General features: G+C 50.8%; 13 protein-coding genes. 2 read left to right on the forward strand and 11 right to left on the reverse strand.

The window, feature by feature from the left end:
* Nucleotides 1-30: 30 nt before the first annotated feature.
* The 7 genes from B5E82_RS00895 to B5E82_RS00925 all read right to left on the reverse strand — a co-directional run bounded on the left by B5E82_RS00895 (nt 31) and on the right by B5E82_RS00925 (nt 16,551).
* Nucleotides 31-882 carry an Rpn family recombination-promoting nuclease/putative transposase gene (locus B5E82_RS00895; RefSeq protein ID WP_242966208.1) on the reverse strand — a complete coding sequence of 284 codons (852 nt, stop codon included), beginning with the start codon at nt 880-882 and terminating at the stop codon, nt 31-33.
* Nucleotides 883-11,568 (reverse strand): SpaA isopeptide-forming pilin-related protein, encoded by a 10,686-nt coding sequence (locus B5E82_RS00900; RefSeq protein ID WP_087305380.1) that lies wholly within the window; start codon nt 11,566-11,568, stop codon nt 883-885.
* 372 nt (nt 11,569-11,940) lie between these two features.
* On the reverse strand, nt 11,941-13,155 hold the full coding sequence (locus tag B5E82_RS00905) for an LL-diaminopimelate aminotransferase (RefSeq protein WP_087305382.1): 1,215 nt from the start codon (nt 13,153-13,155) through the stop codon (nt 11,941-11,943).
* A gap of 68 nt (nt 13,156-13,223) precedes the next feature.
* A complete protein-coding gene (gene dapF / locus B5E82_RS00910; RefSeq protein ID WP_087305384.1) occupies nt 13,224-14,087 on the reverse strand; it encodes a diaminopimelate epimerase in 864 nt (287 codons plus the stop codon).
* Nucleotides 14,088-14,142: 55 nt separating this feature from the next.
* On the reverse strand, nt 14,143-14,691 hold the full coding sequence (locus B5E82_RS00915) for an ANTAR domain-containing response regulator (protein ID WP_087305386.1): 549 nt from the start codon (nt 14,689-14,691) through the stop codon (nt 14,143-14,145).
* A gap of 107 nt (nt 14,692-14,798) precedes the next feature.
* Nucleotides 14,799-16,145, reverse strand: coding sequence for a type I glutamate--ammonia ligase (glnA, locus tag B5E82_RS00920; RefSeq protein ID WP_087305388.1), 1,347 nt, complete (start codon nt 16,143-16,145; stop codon nt 14,799-14,801).
* A gap of 94 nt (nt 16,146-16,239) precedes the next feature.
* On the reverse strand, nt 16,240-16,551 hold the full coding sequence (locus B5E82_RS00925; protein WP_087305390.1) for a YerC/YecD family TrpR-related protein: 312 nt from the start codon (nt 16,549-16,551) through the stop codon (nt 16,240-16,242).
* A 266-nt stretch (nt 16,552-16,817) separates the two neighbouring features.
* Between B5E82_RS00925 and B5E82_RS00930 the strand changes: the two genes are divergently transcribed.
* Both B5E82_RS00930 and B5E82_RS00935 read left to right on the forward strand, forming a co-directional pair.
* The gene (locus tag B5E82_RS00930; RefSeq protein WP_087305392.1) at nt 16,818-17,150 is read left to right on the forward strand and encodes a DUF3784 domain-containing protein; all 333 of its coding nucleotides are present in this window, start codon (nt 16,818-16,820) and stop codon (nt 17,148-17,150) included.
* A 46-nt stretch (nt 17,151-17,196) separates the two neighbouring features.
* Entirely contained in the window at nt 17,197-17,469 is a 273-nt protein-coding gene (locus tag B5E82_RS00935; RefSeq protein ID WP_087305394.1) for a DUF1294 domain-containing protein, read from the forward strand.
* A 49-nt stretch (nt 17,470-17,518) separates the two neighbouring features.
* Here the strand turns inward: B5E82_RS00935 and B5E82_RS00940 are convergent, their stop codons facing one another.
* From B5E82_RS00940 to B5E82_RS00955, 4 genes are all read right to left on the reverse strand, one after another.
* On the reverse strand, nt 17,519-18,220 hold the full coding sequence (locus B5E82_RS00940; RefSeq protein ID WP_087305395.1) for a response regulator: 702 nt from the start codon (nt 18,218-18,220) through the stop codon (nt 17,519-17,521).
* Nucleotides 18,213-19,766: a DUF4118 domain-containing protein gene (locus tag B5E82_RS00945; RefSeq protein ID WP_087305397.1), complete on the reverse strand. Its 1,554-nt coding sequence runs from the start codon at nt 19,764-19,766 to the stop codon at nt 18,213-18,215. The genes B5E82_RS00940 and B5E82_RS00945 overlap by 8 nt, the downstream gene beginning before the upstream one ends.
* A gap of 216 nt (nt 19,767-19,982) precedes the next feature.
* Complete coding sequence (locus B5E82_RS00950) at nt 19,983-20,285, reverse strand: hypothetical protein (RefSeq protein ID WP_087305399.1); 303 nt, start codon at nt 20,283-20,285, stop codon at nt 19,983-19,985.
* Between the two features lie 181 nt (nt 20,286-20,466).
* Nucleotides 20,467-21,330, reverse strand: a complete 864-nt coding sequence (locus B5E82_RS00955) for a DegV family protein (protein ID WP_087305401.1) — start codon at nt 21,328-21,330, stop codon at nt 20,467-20,469.
* Nucleotides 21,331-21,334: the final 4 nt, after the last annotated feature.

Raw genomic sequence — 21,334 nt, forward strand, 5'->3', positions numbered from 1 at the left:
TGTCATCTTTTGTTTTTTCATCGTTTTCTGTTACCGTTTCCGGTAAAATTCTTCTATCGTGCCGCATCTGGCCGCCAGTTTATGCCACGCGCTCAGTTTCTCCAGGTCTTGTTCCGCAAGAATTTCTTTCCGGAGATCGTCCGGCACTGTCCCCAGTTCCTCCAGCAGTTCAAGAACAAACTCTGCTTTTCCTTCTGCTTTTCCTTCCAGCCTTTCAAGTGCCTTTTCTTCCCAGGCCTGCATATACTTCACTCCCATTTCCTCGCTGGCTCTTATCCTTTGTACACAGTTATGGATCGTCCAGATTCTTTCGCTGTCTGCTTCCCTGGCCGCACTGTCATCCGTACATTCTACATAATGCAGAAAATCTCTCAGCTCCTTGCTCACTTCATCTTTGTTTTTTCCTTTTGTGTTCAGGAAAATACGTGTCGCGCCATCCTCCATCCACAGCTTATTTTCTTCCCGGCAGCAGCTTTGAAACATATAGCAGTATTTTCCCTGTCCGAAAATATCAAATGGCGTTATCAAAATGATGTATGCATTATTGAGCCGGTTAAAATCAAGACTGCCTGGCTCCAGAAGCGATGAATCTATCAATGCCTGATAATATCGGCTTCTTTTCGTCAAATCTGTTCGGTAGCCTTTCTGCATTTCTGTATTATATACCGAAGCATTTTCATCCAGCGCAAACACATCCAGGCGGATAGAACGAAGCCAGGGAGCGGTTCGAAGCTCTTTTTCTGTCTGAGCAGGAGTCAGCAGACGTATTCCCGGATCATTTAAAATGATTTGAAGAGCCGCTTCATGTGCTTCCGGGCAATCCATAGTCTGGTCAAACAGGAATCTGTCCAGCAAAGTGCATTGTTTTAATGTTTTCGGCAACTACTTTTCTCCTTTCATTTTATCGGACTTTCCTGCTGATTTCAATGCTTTCTTTCGCCCGTACAGAATCCCTGCCGCTGTTATCACCGACACACACAGCAGGCATAGATACCATCCCGCATTGCTGCTGTCCCCTGTAGGCACATCTTCTGTCCTTACCGGACTGCCGCCGGAACCCGAGCTCTGACTTTCCGGTTTATCAAGGCGTGTCGTCGTTTCATCTTCTGCAGAATATGTGATTCCAAGCTTGTCGCCTGTAAGCTCGATCCGGTTCACTATCCCTTCGCCGTCTGACAGGCCGGTTTTCACCTGTACAAGATATTCCGGTTTTTCCAGCTCTGTAAAGCCTTTGTTTACCGTTCCGAACCGGTATTGGAAGGCAGTTACTTCTTCACCCTCCGCCAGATTCAGATCACTGACTGTCAGATGCGTATTAGTATCTGCCTGAATATCATTTCTCCACAGACGGTATTCTCTGTTCTGATTCGTCTGATACCAGATACTGTAGCTGCCTGTCGTTTTCATTCCCTCAAAAGTACCTGTCTGAAGCTCGGTAAGCTTCACCTGCGCCGGCAGTCTGTCCGTCAAAGTGAAATTGTCCACTGTACAGTTTCCGGCATTCCGGACCTTTCCGATAGCGAAACGGAGCGTTTCATTCTCCTTTGTCTGCTCCGGAGCGTATTTCTCCACTTCGATCTGTACGTCGTTTGGCTGGTTTTCAATGGAAAGGCTTATCTGTACGGTTCCCGTATCGTCTCCGGCATACGCAAAATTAAATTCCTGCTTCTGTTCAGACTTCAGATATCCTTCCGGCGCAGAAATCTCCTGCACGGCGTAGCGGTATCCCACTGGAAGATCGGATTCAAAATATGCCAGACCATCTGCTCCTGTCTCACTGCTTTCCAAAAGCGTTCCGCTTCTTACGAGTATGCTGCCTTCCGCATTTTGGATATCTTCCTCAGCATACAGGCCGATCACTGCTCCCGCAAGCGGCTCACCTGTCTCCAAATCCGTCTTTAAAACTTTCAGACTCAGCTCCTGCCGCGGATTGGTCCATGCAAAACTGCCCTCCACAGCCGGAACCGGATTGGTATAACCATCCACATAGGCCAGTGTAAAAGCTCTCGGTTCGGTATCCCTCACAAATCCTTCTGCCGCAGCCGTCTCCACGATCTCATAGCTGCCAAGGTACATTCCTTCAAAGCTCACCATTCCCAGATTGTCTGTTTTCCGGACAGCCGGGCTCTGAATACTTCTGACATTCGTTGCCACGATATCTCCCTTATGGAATACCAGCCCGGTAACTCCGTCCGGATGCATGATATCCTCTGCCGCGTATACAGTAAACTCTACGTCTTCCAGCGGTTTTCCTCCATACTGGAACAGAGATTTGACGAACGCCGCCGCTTTATCCAGCAGAGTCCAGCTCTCCAGCATCTCACCGTCCTTGTTTACACGGACTTCTCCTGTCACAAACGGATTTTCCAGAATAATCCGTGTTATCTCCGGAATTGTGGTCTTATCGAGCTTTCCGTCTTCTGTCACACCGGTTTTTACATCTGTAAGCATAAAACTGATCTGTGCGCCATGCGCTTCCGCAATCACGCCATTCTCCGAAGTCATAGATGCTCCAGTGAAATCTGTCAGATAACCGTCTCTCGGCATGATTTCCGTAATCGTATACTGCGTATCAAGATCCAGTCCCTTGATGGTATAACCGTCACTGGTCTTTGTGACCCAGGCTTCCACCGGATTTCCTTCCGGATCTGTCACCTGCAGGGAAGCTCCCGCCAGTTCATTTCCGGTCATGTCATCCACCAGCTTCACATGGACTGCCGTTATGGCATTCTCCACATAATCTCTGAATGACAGATAGTGGATATTGTCATTGTGCTGCGCCTTATTTACTTCAAAGACAATCTCCTTTCCGCTGCTGTAATGGCCTGCCGGAGCTTTTGTCTCGGTAATCCGGTAAATTCCGACCGGCACATCTGTGATAAAGCGCGCGGTGCCGTCTTCTCCGGATATGGCTGTCTCGATCTCCTGCCCCGCAGTATAAATCACGGTCCCGTGCAGGTTCTTCACCTCTTCTGCCGCATACAGGGTAAACTCCGCTCCTGCCTGCTCTGTCCGGACGCCTTCATCCACACTGTATTTGGTAACCGTCATGCCTGCGGGTACTGTCTCTACATAAACCACTTCATCATCCGTGTCTGATACGGTTTCATCCGGCAGGTAGTTGGGCGTTCCATCCGGAAATTCCGGAACCATCGGATCAAGCGCGGGTTCCGTTGTTCCTTCTGTCGTCACAATATTATAAATGGCTGTGCCTCCCTCTGCTTCTTCCGAAATCTGATACTCAAAGGTCAGCACCGCGCTTTCTCCCACAGCCAGGGAGCCTATCTCTGCCAGAGTTTCTTCAAAGGTTCCCTTTGTACTTCCTGTAAAGATTCCCTCTGTCAGAAGCTGTTCTTTTACAAATACATCCGTAAGAGCGCAGTCTCCCGTATTGGCAACAAGGATGGTGTAACGCGCGGTTTCTCCCGGCTGATAAACCTGTTTTTCCACTTTCTTGGTAATGCTGATCTTGGGATTCCGGACCAGAATAATCTCTTCATCCTCTTCCTCCACCGGCTGTTCAGTTTCTACTCTGATTTCTTCCTCATCGGTATCTTCCACAATCCGGGGCTCTTCCGTGCTGTCCTCCGGCAGTTTCTCCGTACCTGTGACAGATGCTGTGTTCGGAAGAACTGCTCCATTCTCTGTATTTTCCGGAACGGTAAAAGCATAGGTAATGGTTCTGCTTTCACCTGCAGCCAGGTCTCCTATACTGCCTTCCGCTCCCAAATCCATATTGCTGTCGGTTACAGCCACGTCTGTCAGATCTGTGTTTCCGGTATTCGTGACAATCAAAGTATAGACAGCTGTCTCGCCCGGCCTCAGCGCTTTCCTGTCCACAGACTTTACGATGTCAATAGCCGGAGCGCTGCCATTCTCTACTGTCACTTCTTCCTCATCTGTGTCTTTGACCTCTTCCGGCTGTTCCGGTTCTCCCGGATACTCCGGATCTTCCGGGTTTGGAACTGTGGTGCCTGCGGCCACAGCCACGTTCTTTATCTTTTCTCCATCTGCCGCGCCTTCCGGAATCGTATACTGGTAAGCCAGTGTTACGCTTTCGCCCACTGACAGGTCTCCGATATCAGGGCTGTCCATCCATACACCGCCGCTTAAGCTGTCTTCTACCTTTACATTTACCAAATCCACATTTCCTGTATTGGTGACAGTCAGCGTGTAATTCACAATTTCACCGGGCTTATATACATATTTTTCTGCCTTTTTGGTGAGGCTGATGTCCGGCTTCTGATATTCCGGATCTGTGCCTTCCCCTGCAGCGATCACAAGGTTCTCGATCTGTCCGGCTGATGCGTCCTCCGGAATCTGGTATTCATATCTAAAGCTTACTTTTCCACCGCCCGGCAGTACCGCAATGCTTATCGTGCCATCTTCATTTAACGTAATTCCGTCTGTCTCCGCCTGCGCTGCGGTCAGCTTAAAGCTGCCGCCCAGAGAGTCCTGTACCAGAACCTCCGTGAGCTCATACGCATTGGGATTAATTACTTCTATCGTATAGGCTGCCACATCGCCGGGCCTGTATATCCGCTGGTCTGCAGTCTTCTTCACGATGATATCCGCGCCGCGCACGAACACTTTTTCCAGATCAGAATCCTCCGGCTCCGTATAGGAAGAAGGATCTACCACAATCGGCTGACCGTATTCATCTGTTCCCGGATCGGGAATCACCGGTGTTCCAATCACATGCGCTGTGTTGTCAATCCGGCTGCCTGCCTCTGCGTCTTCTGGTATCATGTACTCGTAGTCAAAAGCATACGTGTCTCCCACAGCCAGATATTCAATGACCTTGATCTGCCCGCCTGCCAGGCTGTCATCCACCCGCAGGTTCTCCAGATCCACATCTCCGGTATTCGATACTGTGATATGGTACGTCACGGTTTCTCCCGGATCATACACATCCCTGTCCGCCCGCTTGGTAATCGTTACATCCGGATGGTACACGATTTCCGTAGGTTTCGGTGTCTCCGGCGTTTCTGGCGGAGTCTCTATCTCCTGCTTCGCATTTTCATACTGTACTTCCACAGAAACCAGTTCTTCCGGCCGTCCGGATATCTCTTCCGGCGCTGCCACAGTAACGGTCTGGATACACTCAGTTTTATCCCGGTAATAGCCCGTCGGAGCCTTCACCTCTATGACCTCATATTCACCAAGAGGCAGGCCGCTCAGCCTTACCAGGCCGTCTTCATTGGTTCTCAGCACATAGCTTACCGGAGTCCCTTCGAAGCGCGTTTCATTATCTGCGATCTCCTCGACAGAAGGAATCTGCCGTTCCACATCCGCTCCGTGTTCTGCGTAGAAAGCTTCAATCTCTTCCTCCGAAGCATCTGCTTCATATTTTACGCCGAGATATGCACTGACATCAGCCAGCCCGCCGATGTTATCCACAATCTCCAGCTTATAGTTTCTCAGAAGTGTGTTCTGAGCATCCTGAATGGCCGCATATTCATCAAGCACCACTGAACCAGATTCAAACAGCGTTCCCGTGTATCCATCCGGATACTTGATATCCTCTTTTGCGCGCAGCACATACTCCGCGCCCGGTAAGCCTTTGATTTCATAAACCGGCGTTTCCAGAAGATTTCCATTTTCGTCTGTCGTACTTGTTGTGCCTGTGGCTTCCTCACCGGTTTTCTCTATCGTCAGTTCGCCAAGAAGCGGCTTATTAAACACGCTTACAATCTGCAGCTCTTCTTCATCCAGAACGGTAAACTTCACAGAATCTGTCTCTGCTCCGCTCGCATCCGCATAAGTCTTCTCAAGCTCGATGCCTTTTTTGGAAGTCTCATACTCCTCCCGGATGTACAGATTATAGTGATACCCTTCCGGGCTTACCAGCTCTTTCAGCGTATAGGTCTTACCGATTTCCAGCCCCCGGAGCACGGGATTGTCCTCATGAATTGTCAGGAAAGTGGTAAACACATTTCCGTCCTCGTCCAGCACTGTCATCTGCGCTCCGTCAAGCTCCACTTCTGTGTAGTAATCCATCAGGTTCACCTGTACCCGGATGGGTGCGTTTTTGACAGTCCCTGTCAGGGAAATCACTTCCCTCTGGTCGTCCCGGTAAGAGGCATCCACGTTAATTCTTGTGTTACTCGTCGCATAACCATAGGGAGCCTTCAGCTCTTTTACATAATACTGTCCCAATGGCAAATCCGGCGCAAAAACGGCACTTCTCACCTTGCTGGTTCCGGCTGTATCTGTTTCTGCCGTTGTCTCGGCTGTGGCAATCAGAGTTCCCGCCTTTACCACGGTTTTTCCTCTGCAATTCTGAATATCTTCTGCCGCATACAGACCAAATACCGCTCCGGACAAAGCTTCTCCGGTTTCCTGATCTCGCTTTTCAATGGCAATCTGCACCTTCTGGCGCGGATTGCTATAAGAGGTATCACGGTAAATTACCGGAACTTCCTGGCCTGCGTAGGAAATCTCGATTTCACGCGGTTTTGCGTTTTCCTCAGAAAGCGCGAAGCCTTCTCCGGCTACAGTCTGCGTTACCGTATATGTTCCCAGCGGCAGCCCTTTTGCGATATCCGTTCCTTCCCAATCCTCCTGCCCGGTCCAGGTCTGGCCATCCGCATCTGTGGTCAGCGTCACCACCAGCTCTCCGGCGCTGTACAGAAGCTCCGCGTTCGCTCCGCCCTCCGGACTGTAAATATCCTCTGCGGCCCGGATTTCAAATTCTGCGCCTTCAATCGGCCGCATCTCATAGGTAAATACATAGTCTTTGTATTCACTCAGCTCTGCCGCGGTCATTCCCTGCTCATCCGGCACATCCAGTCCAATCAGGCCCTTTACATAGCCAAAGAAACGCTCCAGAGCGTCTCCCAGGCGGGTGAGAATCGTACTGCCTTCCTGCTTTGCAGACACCAGTTTTTCGCCTTCCGCATAAATGGAAATCTTGCCAATAGCCGGGTCATTCTGCTGTCTGGCTGTCACAATATAAGCGCCAATGCTGCTGTCATAAACAGCCTCTGAGGAAGACACAATGAAACGCGTCACACCCTGGGGTGCCGCTTCCCAGGCTCCATCTTCTTCCGTTTCATAATAAGTCTGATTTCCGGATTCAATAGAAGCGTCCTTTGCAATCACGCCTTCATGCCCCTGCAGCACATAGCCTTCCGGCGCGGATAGTTCTTCCAGCTCATAGGTCCCTGCCGGAAGCTCCTGCGGCGTCTCAATATATACATTTGCCGTTTCGTCCGTCTCCGACTGAATCAGCTTCGTGGTATATGGATTTTCTTCTGTACCCAGATACACGCCCTGGCTGTACTGCACCACCAGATCACCGTACTGCTCTCTGTAGGCATTTTTCTGCTCTGTGGTCATTTCTGCCGTATAATAATCGAACCATGCCCCGTCCACGTCATGAATCAGATAGGACGCGCCTTCCTTCAGTACAGGCTTTTTGCTCTGGCTGTCCACCTTTTCGATCCGGACCAGCGCCATCACCGGGCGGTCCATCAGGATCACCAGATCGTCCAGCGGTGTTCCCTGTCCGTCACCGTCCACTGTGCCGTCCTCGTCGTCTGCCTGCACATGGATGACAAAGGGACGGGTGGCCGTAGTATTCTCCGGCGTGGTCGTCTCGATCACCACGTATCTGCCATAGGGCAGGCCGGGCGTTGTCACGATTCCTCTGTCGTCGCTCTCAATCTCCGCTGCAAAATACGCATTTTCATTATCTGTATAATCAGATATCCGGTAAGTCGTGCCATCGCTGTAAGTGATGGACTTTACCAGTTTCCCACTGATGACATCCGGACTGTCCGCTTCGTCATAGACAATTGCGGGCCGAATCTGCCGGAACGCAGAATAGTCCAGGGCAGTCGGATCGCGGAAGTCATCGATAATCGCCTGGGGCAGCTCCGCATCCGGCACATCCACATACTTCCCTCCTGCCAGCTCAGATACCAGATAAACAGAGAATCCGGCACCTTCCATTGGATCGAGCCGATCCGTATTGTCTGTTCCTGTCACCTTATAGAAGGACAGCGCCTGCTTCTTCACCTGCTCATAGACCTGATAATCAGAAATCTCAACAACCGGTGTCTTCTCATCCTTATAAACAATCTCAAATTTATACTGAGCAGGATCTACCAGATAGCCCTCGCTGGCTTCCTTCTCCTGCAGATAATAACTGCCCAGCTCCAGATCTTCGATGATAATGCTATATCCGGCTCCAACCGTCATGACCGCTGTTCCATCTTTATCATATCGGTACGTGCGCACACCATTCTCTGCGCCTACATAGCTGACTTTGATTTCTTCACCTTTCTGGTACAGCACCGTGCCGCTCTGATCCGGATGCACGATATCCTCAGCAGCATAGAGCCCGTACTGCGCCCCTGCAAGAGAGGCGTCTCCCTGGGGTATGGTGTCCTGCGCTTCTAAATCGTTCTTGGTAAAAGTGATTTTTCCAAGAACTCTCTGATTGTCAAATGTTCCATCCTGATTATTGGTTATCGTTATCGTGGACTGATTCTGTGCAGCATCCGGAGAAATCACAAAGTCATACACGTTCTTGTCTGCATCCGTGGAATCCTCAGACACCACAGCGTCATCCTTCCAGTCTCCATAGTATCCTTCCGGAGCAGTAGTCTCGATAATCCGGTATTTTCCCCGATTGTCCGGAGAATAATAGAGCCAGGAAGGTGTCAGATAAGTCCCTTTTTCTGTCTCCACCAGAGTCATACCTTCTAAAGCTCCGGTCATAGTTCCTGTCTCGTAAGGCTTTGAGGAAGAGTCTGTCGTCCCCCGGTAAGGCACATAGCCGCCAGTTCTCTCACTCCAGGTATAGGCTGTAAAGACCGCCCCGCTTAAAGGATTCCCTGTCTCCTCGTCCACCTTTTTTAACTGTGCCTTTACTTTGAAAGGCTCATTGTAAAGCTGGCTGTCCGTTACACTGCCGCCATCCTCATTGGTTTCCCCGTTCGTAACCACGTTATCCAGCTTCGTGTAATACTCCGGCACCGTCTCTGTCACTTCATACTGAACCGCCCTGCCAAGCTCATCATACTTAATCAGCGGCTTCGTACTGCCGTCCGGCAAAACACGTATGTCAAACGCATACGCCCAGTTACGGCTGGCATTGGTCACAGCGTTATTTACCTGCACTGCTGTGGTCTGGGAAGGCAGGGTACGCATCAGGCGGACTGTCACATGGTCTGCCTGAGAACCGCTGACTGCCCAGTTCTTCTTTCCGGCAAACTGCACCGTGCCATATTTCAGCGTTGGAGTCAGAACGCCCGTCTTTCGCGACTCCTTATTATAGATACCGCCTTCTATGGTATAACTCATTGTGGCTCCGGCTTTTGTAAGATCCGATACGGCGCCTGCAGCGTCCCGGTTCGTCGGATAAGAAGTATCCGAGAGGAGATACCGGTACTCATCCTTCAGCTTCAGCCGAATCGTACAGGAATACGTCTGTCCGGCTCCCTCCGGCACGTTCCAGGTGAGCTTTCCCGTACTTTTGTCCAGCGTAACGGCAGACGTTCCGCCGTCTGCGCTGACCACCTCTACCGGCTCCCAGTATTCTGTCTCAATCTGATCGATCAGAACTTTATCTACAGCTTTTATTTCTCCTGCTTTGCCGTGAATGTTGAACAGCGTCTGCGCGAGAGCCGAGTTTTCCTCTCCCGAAAACGAAAGATTCTGCCAGAGACTCGCGGTGTAAGTGCCGTCTGCCTTCTGTGTGGCCAGCTCTGCGAGGAACTTTGCTCCTTCTGAGCCGGAAGGCATACCAATGGCTATCGTAAAGAGCTCTGTGTTTGGAAGCCCTTTTATCTGATTCGCCAGCGCCCTGATTTCATCTCTGCTGTGTCCATTGTCCTCCGGATTATCACCGCAGATGCCATCTGAGATAAAAACTACCTTCGTATAAACTCCGGCATGCGCGCTGTCGTTCTGATTCCGGCTGGTGATCATATTCCGGACTTCTGTCAGAGATTCATAATAATAAGTTCCGGAATAAGTCTTTACATTGCCGACAGCTGTTTTCACCGCCTCGTAATCCTCCGTCCACGGCGTATAGTTATACAGCCCTCTCTCCCGGTAAGCGTCATAACCGCCATGGTATGTCCCGTCCGCAAAAGACCAGAAGGCTACCCGGGATTTGATTTTTCCAGCGGGTACCCCCGCATTATCGCTGGCAATCCGGTCCATCAGCTCATAGACGGCCTGTTTTGCCATAGTAAGCCTGTCCTGGCAGCCATTTCCGTAACTGACCCCAATCTGCTGTCCGGAGCCGTTGTAATGCCTTCTGATCCAGCTTCCGGCTCCGCCTGGGAGATTATCAAACCAGATACCGCTTCCGCGTTCAAAACCGGTATAGTAATCCACCAGACTCAGAGAAAGTCCTCCTTTGTAATAATAGTGATTGGGATTGATACAGGGAGAATTCTCATTTACGATATCCGGATAACCTCCCTGTTCCCAGGTAGTCCCGCTTAAAGACATGGTACGGGTCCGGTCCAGAATAATGATATAATCCACCGGGATATTCGCATAATCCGAAGTGTCCTTTTCCGTAATCGTCAGTTCCCCATACCCGTCTTCAATATCCGTCCACCGGGCTGCTTTTCCAAGCTCCACATCCGGCTCATATTCCTTTTTGGTCGATGAAGCATTTCCCTGCCAGTCACCGGTGATACCGCCGTCTTCCGCTGAAAGATCCCCCATATCCTGTCCTTCTCTTTCAGAAAGAACCACAGTCACATCTGCGGCCGGCATCGTAAAGGTAACAGAAGAGGCAGATACTGAAAAATCAAGATCCGCATTCTCTTCGCCATATGTAACTGTGGCGGCCCAGATCTGAGAACCGGTATAATTCACAGATACCGCGGCTTCTGCTCCTTCCCACAGTTCTGCCGGCTCCGCGGCGGCCTCAAAGACAGAAGCGCCCTCTTCCAGTGTCTCTGTGATGACAGTGATGCTGTAACGGGTCCAGGGCTCAGCCTCTGCCTTTACTGTCACATCCGTTTCCGCCGCCTGAAATGTCAGTGTAACCGTTCCATTCTCATCCGGTCCCTCCGCCTGATATTCTATCGCGGAGCCGTCCGCATCTGTGACCGCAATGCTCTCCAGATTTACATCGTACCCCGGTTCCGGCATCAGAACAGCTGTTACCGTCTCGCCCGGAAGATAAGCTTCCTGTTCCAAGGCAAAATTTATAAATTCACCCTCGCCTTTTATAACAATCTTTTCTTCGGTATCCTCATCTTCCGCAGGCTCTTCCTCTGGAGTCGTTTCCTCTGGAGTCGTTTCCTCTGGAGTCGTTTCTTCTGAAGTTTCTTCTGAAGTTTTCTCCGTCACAGTTTCCCTTTCTTCCGTGCCTGACGGCTCCTGCTGCATATCTGCCATGGGAACCTCTTCTTCTGATTCCGCTGCCGGCGGTCCCGATTCCGGTTCCTCTGTGAAGGGTTCTGACTCTCCTTCCGTTTCCACCGCAGGCGGCTCCGACGCGGACACAGAGCCTGTCCCCATGACCGATATGCACAGCGCAAAAGCAAGCAGCACCGCCAGAATACGTATGCCTGTTTTTCTTTTTCCTTTCATTCCTATCCTTTCTGAGAGCCTTCCGGCTCTCCAAATCCTTACATTCTGCAGTTCCTGAATGTAATTTGAAAGTGCCAGATAACATAAAGCCTCTGTCTTTTGAGCACCACCCCGCTTTGCGCTGTTTTCTTCTTTTTTTCATCTTTAAAATTCTTTTTGTGGAATTTCTGAGGAGACACTCCTCTGTGAAATCAGCAGATCTGTCTGATATTTGAAGAATACCAGATGTTGGAAAACAAGTCAATAGCTTTTTGAGAACAGCAAAAGGGATTTCCCGACACCGCTGGCCGCGCAGCCGCCGGAAAATCCCTTTCATTCAAATATCCTCGCGGAAGTCAGCACGCCTTCCGCGTAATCTTCACATGCTCTGACTTACATACTCTTAATCCGTTCCAGGGCAGCCACCGTGTTCTCATAGGAACCAAAAGCCGTCAGGCGGAAATATCCTTCCCCGCTGGGACCAAAACCAGAGCCCGGTGTTCCTACCACGCCGGCGCGCTCCAGCAGATAATCAAAGAATTCCCAGGAATTCATTCCGTCCGGGGTCTTCAGCCAGATGTACGGTGCGTTGACGCCTCCTGAAACGGTATAGCCGGCCGCCTTCAGACCTTCCAGAATCGTCTTTGCATTGTTCATATAATAAGCTACCTGCTCCTTCAGCTGTGCCTTTCCTTCCGGAGAGTAGACGGCCTCTCCTGCCCTCTGAACAATATAGGGAGCCCCGTTATATTTGGTGCCGTGTCTTCTGGCCCAGAGAGCATGCAGAGAGACATCCCCCTGCTTCAAATCTTTCGGAATCACCGTGTAGCCCAGACGCACGCCTGTGAAGCCCGCGTTCTTGGAAAAGCTTCTCAGCTCAATGGCACAGGTTCTGGCTCCTTCACACTCATAGATGGTATGGGGCACATCCTCCTCTGAAATGTATGCCTCATAAGCTGCGTCATAGATGATGACCGCACCCACTCTGTTCGCATAATCCACCCACTCCTGAAGCTGGGCTTTTGTGACTGTGGACCCGGTGGGATTATTGGGGAAGCACAGATAAATCAGGTCCGGAGTCTCCTTCGGCAGCTCCGGCGCAAAACCGTTCTCTGCCGTACAGGGCATATAGATCACATCACTCCAGGTCTCCGTCTTCGGATCATAGGTTCCGGTCCGTCCTGCCATGACATTGGTGTCCACATAGACAGGATACACCGGATCGCAGACCGCGATTTTATTGTCCACGCTGAAAATCTCCTGAATATTTCCGGCGTCGCATTTGGCTCCGTCGCTGACGAAAATCTCATCTTCGGAGATATCCGCTCCCCGATCCTGATAATCATGTTTCGCAATGGCGTTTCTTAAAAACTCATAGCCCAGGTCCGGCGCGTAGCCATGAAAGGTCTCCGCCTTTCCCATCTCGTCCACTGCCTTATGAAGCGCCTCGATGATCGCCGGAGCCAGAGGCTGAGTCACATCTCCGATTCCCAGACGGATAATCTGCTTTTCCGGATGCTCCGCCGAATAAGCCGCCACCTTTTTTCCAATGGTGGAAAACAGATAGCTTCCTGGAAGTTTCAGATAATTATCATTGATTTTATACATCTTTTACTCCTCTCCCGGCCGCTTTCCGCAGCCGGCATCTTTTATTTCCGCAGTATATTTGGCTTCTGCTACTTCTGATTTACGCTCGTCTTCAATTCCTCCGGATCGAATTCACCGGTAAAAACGGTGGCCGCCGGTCCTGTCATATACACGCAGTTATCTTTCTCATCCCAGCTGATTTCCAGGGAGCCGCCCAGAAGATGCACCGTCACATCCCGCTCCGCGATTCCGTTCAGAACCGCCGCCACAGCTGTGGCGCAGGCTCCCGTTCCACAGGCCATGGTCTCTCCCGACCCCCGCTCCCAGACCCGCATCTGAAGATGCTTCCGGTCAATTCTGCGGACAAATTCCGTATTGACCCGGTCCGGGAACCGCTCATGACTTTCAAACTTCGGCCCCAGCTCTTCCAGCTTCAGATGCTCTACATCATCCAGAAACACCACCGCATGGGGATTTCCCATGGAAACGCAGGTCATCTCATAGACCTGATTGTCCACCACAATAGGCTCTCCCACCAGGGACTCTCCCCGTCCGATCACAGGAATCTTTTCAGGCTCCAGAACCGGCTCTCCCATGTTGACCCGGACCTTCTCCACCTTTCCGTCTCTGACTGTAAGTTTCAGGTACTTCACTGCTCCGCCGGACAGAATCCGGAGTTCCTTTTTATCCGTAAGTCCGTTGTCATAGACGTATTTTGCCACACAGCGGATTCCGTTCCCGCACATCTTCCCATAGGAACCATCTGCATTGTACATGGCCATCTCAAAATCTGCCAGCTCTGACGGCTTGATCAGAATCAGTCCGTCGGCTCCGATCCCCTTATGCCGGTCGCTGACCAGACGCGCCAGCTCTTCCGGATTCTCCAAAACCTCCTTGGTACAGTCCATGTACACATAATCATTCCCGATACCGTGCATTTTTGTAAATTTCATATCTGTTTTTCCTCTCCCTTTCTCAAGGGCCGCCCCTGACCGGATGCAGCCACAGTCAGAACCGCATCATGCTCAGAACCATTTCCGCAGTTTCCACCAGATTGGTTCCGCTGTCCATACTGCATTTTTGAATATAACGGTGCGCCTCTTCCTCTGACATGCCGTTTCGCTCCATCAGCAGGTTTTTCGCCTCCTGAAGCACTTTTTTATCCTCTTCAGACCGTTCCTTCGGCCTGCTTTTCCTCTTTTTCCTCCGCCGTTCGATTCCCGCCGACATCATTTCCAGCGTATTAAGCAGGTCATAGACCTTCAGCGGCATGGTGACGCAGACGACCCCTTCCTTTGAACATTCACTCCAGACGCGCTGGGAGGCCACAAGAAGCATCTCAAAGTGTGACGGCAGGCAGGCCTGCAGCTCAGAATAAATCATATCCGGATATTTGTACCCGCAGACGATGATGCCATCTCCCAATCCGTTGGCGGAAGCCAGAGCCTGCGCCCCTGTAGTGCAGACAGCAGGTACCTGAAATCCATGGCGGACCAGCAGATTGCGGATATTCTTCGCGTCTTCTATTTTCGGAAACAGCACAATAATATTCGTCACACTCTCACCTCCCCGGGATCTGGCATATATACGCGGCAGTCAGAAGCGCCGGCGCTCCGGGAAACAATCCATCTTCATACCGCCGCTGCGCTGTCCTGAGGAACGGCCTAGAACCGATGCAGATAATGCTCTATCTCCCATTCAGATACCTGAGCGCAGTATTCCTCCCATTCTCTGCGCTTTGCCTGAATATAGCTGCTGCTGATATTCTCACCCAGAGTGTTTTTCACCAGCTCATCCTCTTCCATTGCTTTCAGAGCCTCTTCCAGATTTCTCGGCAGGGGCTCTATTCCGGAGGCCTTTCTCTCTTCCTCCGTCATTCTGCGCGCGTTCCGATCCACAGGAGCCGGCGGCATAATCTGGTTCTTAATGCCGTCCAGTCCGGCTTCCAGGCAGACTGCCAGCGCCAGATAAGGATTGCAGGATGGGTCCGGACTTCGAAGCTCTATCCGGGTATTGTCCCCCCGGAGAGCCGGAATACGGATCAGCTGGCTTCGGTTGACCGCAGACCAGGTTACATAAGAAGGCGCCGTATAACCTGCCGTGGTCCGGGCCGGAAAGATTCTCTTGTAGGAATTGACCAGCGGATTCGTAACTGCCGTCATTCCTCTGGCATGCTTTAAAAGACCTCCGATAAACCAGTATGCCTCCCGGCTCAGCCCGTTGGGATCTTCCGCGTCCTGAAAGATATTTTTCCCATTTCTGGACAGGGACATATTCGTATGCATACTGGAACCGTTAAGCCCTGACCGGGGTTTCGGCATAAATGTGGCATGAAGCCCGAAGCGCTTTGCAATGGTCTTTACTGCCAGCTTGAAAGTCATAATATTATCCGCGGTCAGAAGCGCCTCTCCATAGCGGAAATCGATCTGATGCTGGGCCGGAGCCACCTCATGATAGGAAGCCTCCACTTCAAACCCCATCTCCTCCAGTGTCAGAATAATATCTCTTCTTGTATTCTCTCCCAGATCTATCGGACTCATATCGAAAAATCCGGCCTGCTCATGGCTGAAGGTAGTAGGATTGCCCTCATCGTTGGTATGAAACAGGAAGAACTCACATTCCGGCCCCACATCAAACTGATATTCCATCTCCTTCGCATGCTTCACAGCTCTCTTCAGAATGCCCCGGGGATCGGCGCTGTAAATGGTTCCGTCCGGCCTCCGGATGTCGCAGATCAGCCTGGCCACCTTGCCCTGCTGCGGCCGCCACGGGAAAATCGCCAGCGTGTCCAGATCCGGCCACAGAAACATATCCATATCGTTGTCATGGAGAAATCCCTCCACACAGGAACCGTCAAACACATAGCCCTGATCCAGAACCCGCTCCAGCTGTCCCGCAGTGACCGCCGCGTTTTTCAGATTCCCGAACAGATCCGCAAACTGCAGACGGATAAATTCCACATCTTCTTCCTCTACCAGTCTGAGAATATCTCTTTTCGTATAATGGCTCATGATTTTTCTCCTTTTTCAATTAAAAAAGGGCGCTCTTTCCCCATGAAGAACGCCTTTGTCCTGATACAAAATATAACAGCCGCTTTCCCTTTTGTCAAGACTGGCTTTCCTGCTCCCGAGGCTGTTCCAGCCGTTCAAATACCATGTCATAACCATCATTTCCATAGTTCAGAGAACGGTTCACTCTGCTGATCGTTGCCGTAGAAGCTCCCGTTTTCTCGGCAATTTCCAGATACGTCTTCTGCTCGCGCAGCATCTTTGCCACCTCAAAGCGCTGGGACAGAGAAAGCAGCTCATTGATGGTGCATACATCTTCAAAAAAAGTGTAGCACTCTTCTCTGTTTTTCAGACTCAAAATCGCGTCAAACAGAAAATCCACAGCTTCTGTTCTTATCTTCTTATTCACAATTCTCTCCTTCTATTCCTGTTGTCTAAATTCATATTCCCGCTTTTCTCAGATGGAGACGGGTCTAAGGGTATTTTATCACAGTAAAATTTTAAAGTCCAGAAGCTATGGAGGGATTCTTCTATACATATAGATAAAAACCGAACAACAGGAACCAGAATTCCGTTGCCATCTCCGCTCAGATGCGGTATGATAACTTATGATAACTGCAGTTGATTCAGATATTCCGTCTGCTGCCCCAGGGCACATACAGCAGGGAGGCTTTTATGACACTTCTGGACATGATGAACGGTCCCATATGGATTCTCTGGGCTGCCGCCGTCCTGTGCGCTGCGCTTGCCGTCACTTTTCTTTCCGGCCGCGGGAGCTGGCTGATTGCCGGATACAATACTTCCAGCAAAAAGGAAAAAGAAAAATACGATGAAAAGAAGCTCTGCCGGGTCATGGGCTGGGGAATGGCCGTTATTGCCATATTGACCCTTATAATGGCCGCAGGCTGCCAGGTGCTTCCCGCAGCATTTGCCGATCTGTACGGAGCTGTCGTTCTCATTGACTGCCTTGTTATGATTGTACTTGGAAATACCATCTGCAAAAAATAAGTCTGCCGGAGTATATCCGGTCAGCTTATGAGATATCAGGAGCGCTATGAAACCTCTGACCATTCTTACCATTTATCTTATTTTCATGAACCTGCTGGCCTTTCTTCTCATGGGAGTGGACAAAGCGAAAGCCCGCCGGAACCGGTGGCGCATTCCGGAGAAGACACTGTTTCTGTCCTCCATCCTGGGCGGCAGTATCGGCGCGATTCTTGGAATGCAGGTTTTCCGGCATAAAACAAAGCATGCCTCCTTCCGGATTGGCATGCCCTGTATTCTGATTGCGCAGCTTGGTCTTGCAGTCTATATCCTGTCCCGTTAAAAATACCGGAAATAAATTTCAAGAAATATCTTCTCTTTCTCCCGGCCCCTCACTCCAGCTTCATCATCCGGTACCCCACGCCGATGTGGGTCTGGATATACTGGGGAGAGTCCGGTCCCTTCTCCAGCTTTCTGCGGAGCGTCGCCATAAACACACGCAGGGACGCCACGTCATTGTCCCAGCTGCTTCCCCAGATCTTTTCTGTAATATATGTGTGGGTCAGCACTCTGCCTGCGTTTCTGGCCAGGAGGCAGAGGAGCTTATACTCGATAGGAGTCAGGTGAAGCTCTTCCTCTCCCAGATATACGCAGCCCGCCGCGAAGTCTATTTTCAGCGGTCCGTTGGTAAAGACAGAGTCTCCCGCTGCCGCGCCGGACTCCATCAGGCATAGGCGGCGCTGAGTCACACGCAGTCTCGCAAGAAGTTCTTCCACCGAAAAGGGCTTTGTCAGATAATCATCCGCGCCCGCGTCCAACGCCTGGATCTTGTCGCTGTCTTCGCTCCGCGCGCTGATTACGATAATCGGCATATTGGACCAGGCGCGGATACGGTGGATAACTTCCACACCGTCGATATCAGGAAGCCCCAGATCCAGAAGAACTATATCCGGATTGTAGGAAGACGCTTCCATAATGGCATTTTTCCCGTTTTCAGCGGTGATGTATTTATAATCGTGGGTCTTCAGCGTGGTAGTTATGAGGTTGCGGACAGAACTGTCATCCTCAACCACAAGGATCATTGCTTTATTCATTCAGAATCACCTCTTCTGCAGGCAAAGTAAATGTAAAAATACAGCCATGAGGCTGGTTGTCCGTAAGCGTTATCTCGCCGCCGTGGGCATTGATAATGGACCTGCACAGCGACAGACCCAGACCCAGGCTGCGCCGATTGTCGGCGACTTTATTATCTCCCGTATAAAACATGTCAAATACCCGCTGTTTTCTGTCGTCCGGAATTCCCGGCCCCGTATCGGCAATGCTGACAGAGACCGCTCCTTCCCTCTTTTCCGCGGTGATCTTTATGGAGGAGCCGGGAGGCGTATATTTTATGGCATTGTCAACGATGTTGATAATCACCTGGATAATAAGCTTTGCGTCCATTTTCGCAAGCATCAGCTCATCCCTGTATTCTACCGAAATCTCGTGATCCAGATTCTTGCGCCGGATATGGCGCAGCGCTTCCTCCATCACTTCCTCTATCAGCTGGGGAAGCATCTGCAGATTCATCCGCCCTTCCTCAATCCGCGTAACCGAAAGAAGATTTTCCACAAGACTGATCAGCCACTGGGAGTCCTCAAGAATGTCTGTGAACATCTGCTTTCTTGTCTGATCATCCAGTCTGTCGTAATCGGAGAGAAGATTGGCCGCGTTGCCAGAAATGGAAGTCAGAGGCGTACGCAGGTCATGGGAAATGGCCCGCAGAAGGTTTGCCCGGAGCTGTTCATTTTTCGCAAGCACCGCCGCCTCCTCCTTTTCTTTCGCGTTCCGGATGTTTTCAACCGCCAGGGCGCACTCTCCAAGAATAGAAAGCGCTACGCTGTTTTCAAAGGAATCCAGCGGCTTTCCCGCCATGTGAATTCCCGCGACGCCGTATACCCTGTGATTGAGCCCAATCGGCAGATACAGGCAGGAAGCCTGTTCCTGAATGCCCGTATAAGCGCCTGCGCTCTGGTTCTTCTGAAACGCCCATTCAGCCGCGGCACGCTCCGTATCAGTGAAAAAGGCCCCCTCTTTTACGGCGCTGCCGGGGGACGCGCAGTACAGGCAGCCTTTTGCCAGTCTGCCCTCCATGGCCGGATACGCGATAACATCACGGTCAAGAAGCTTTACAAGCTGGCTGGCCGTGATGTTGATAATCTCATGATTGTCTTTTGCCTTCTGCAGAAGCTGGCTTGTGTTCAGCAGCACCTTGGCCCTGAACGCAGATCTGGCCGAAAACTGAGCGTGTTCCTTCAGCTTCGCGGCCAGGGTTCCCGTGATAATCGAAGCGGCCAGCATAATCACAAACGTAACGGGATAGCCCGGATCATAAGCGTGAAAAGTCAGCCGCGGTTCTGTAAAGAAGAAATTAAACAGCACAACGCTGAGTACCGAGCAGAGCACACTGCCGGCATATCCCTCTGTAAACAGAGAAATCAGCAGAACACCCAGAATATACACGGTAATAATATTGGACTCGGTAAAACCTGCCCTCTGAAAAAGCCAGCCGATACCAGTCACAGATGCCAGAATCAGGACTGTAATCAGCAGATCTTTCGCAGAGGGCAGAATTCTGCGGGGCAGTCCATGAACTTTCATATACAGTCACCGCCTTCCTGCTTCTGGTATGACATTATACCATGTCCTTCGGACATGGCCCCTCCGGGGGATGCCATGCGGCGCAGTATAATGTCTGGCGACATTATACCATGTCCTTCGGACATGGCCCCTCCGGGGGATGCCATGCGGCGCGGTATAATGTCTGGCGACATTATACCATATCCCCCGGAAATAAGCTACCGTTTTCCCTGCCTTTCAGGCTTTCCGGCGCTTTGTGTCAGGGGAATGATAAAGAACGATCCGGGTATCCGCATACTTTCTCCGGAAATCTTTTACTTCCTTCAGAAGCTCCTCATCGCTCACCTCTTCTGTCAGCATAACGCAGTCAGGTTCTCTGGCAGTCAGATCCTTTTCGACAGACTTCCTGTTTTTCTCCAGAAAGCGATCCAGCTGCTTCATCTGAATATATCCGAAAATGACAGCTCCCAGCATTATAAGTATTAATCCGGCCTCTCTCACAGCTTCCTGTTCATCTCCTTCCGAGTTTATGAAAAACACCTTCCCGTCTTCCTATTTTTATTATAGTTTTTTACCCGTTAAAAGGGTATTAAGCCCTCCGGCTCCATATTAAAATCACATAAAGAATAGAAAGAAAAGCAAAAATCCCGGGAAGCCCCGCAGATATCTGCTCAGGGCTTCCCGGGATTTCAGAGCCACAGTGTTTCACAACCGGGATATTTCAGAACTCATCTTCTTCTGTCTCAAAAAGAATGCCAAGGGTATTGGGTCCGCAGTGGCAGGAAATCGTACAACTGGCTCTGGTAATATAAATATTATCAAAGGAAAGCTCTTTCTCCACAGCCTCCTTTACCAGCTGAATATAGGACTCCTCAATGCCGGAATGGGTAATAAAAAGACGTCTGGTATTGATTTTGCCATAAGACTGCAGCGTGTCCTTTACATAATGAGGAAGCACCTTGTCCAGCGCGCCTCTGTATTTTTTCCCCACATACATGGCGCCCGAGGAGTTGTCCACCTGAATGCAGGGCTTAATGTTCATAAGATTGGCGCCCAGCGCCGTGATGCTGCTGCAACGGCCGCCTGCGCTCATGAATTTCAGCGTATCAAGGATAAAGCTGGCATGAACACAGTTTCTCCGTCTTTCCAGCCGTCCGGCTATCTCCGCCGCTGAGAGGCCCTGGCTGATCCATTCGGCCGCGTCCAGAACCAGATGTCCGATTCCCGTAGACAGATTACAGGAATCCACCGGATAGACTCCCGGCAGCTCCCGCGCCGCCAGCAGACAGTTCTGGTGGGCGCTGGAAAGGGCGCCGCCCAGGTTCAGATGTACAACTTCAAAGCCCTGCTCCGTAAACGGCCTGAAATAATCCAGATATTCCTGCACATTGATAGCTGCCGTGCGCGGAAGAACCTTCCTGTCGTAATAAGCCTGAAAAATATCCTGGGGCGTAATATCCACATTGTCCTGGTAATCCCTGCCCTCCAGAATAATATGAAACGGATAATAGTGCACCTGATACTGTTCCTTCAGCTCATCTCCCAAATCGCAGGTGCTGTCTGCGCTTAAAAGTATCCTGCTCATGATT

It is taken from the genome of Lachnoclostridium sp. An138, from assembly GCF_002160765.1.
GTDB lineage: Bacteria > Bacillota > Clostridia > Lachnospirales > Lachnospiraceae > Laedolimicola > Laedolimicola faecalis.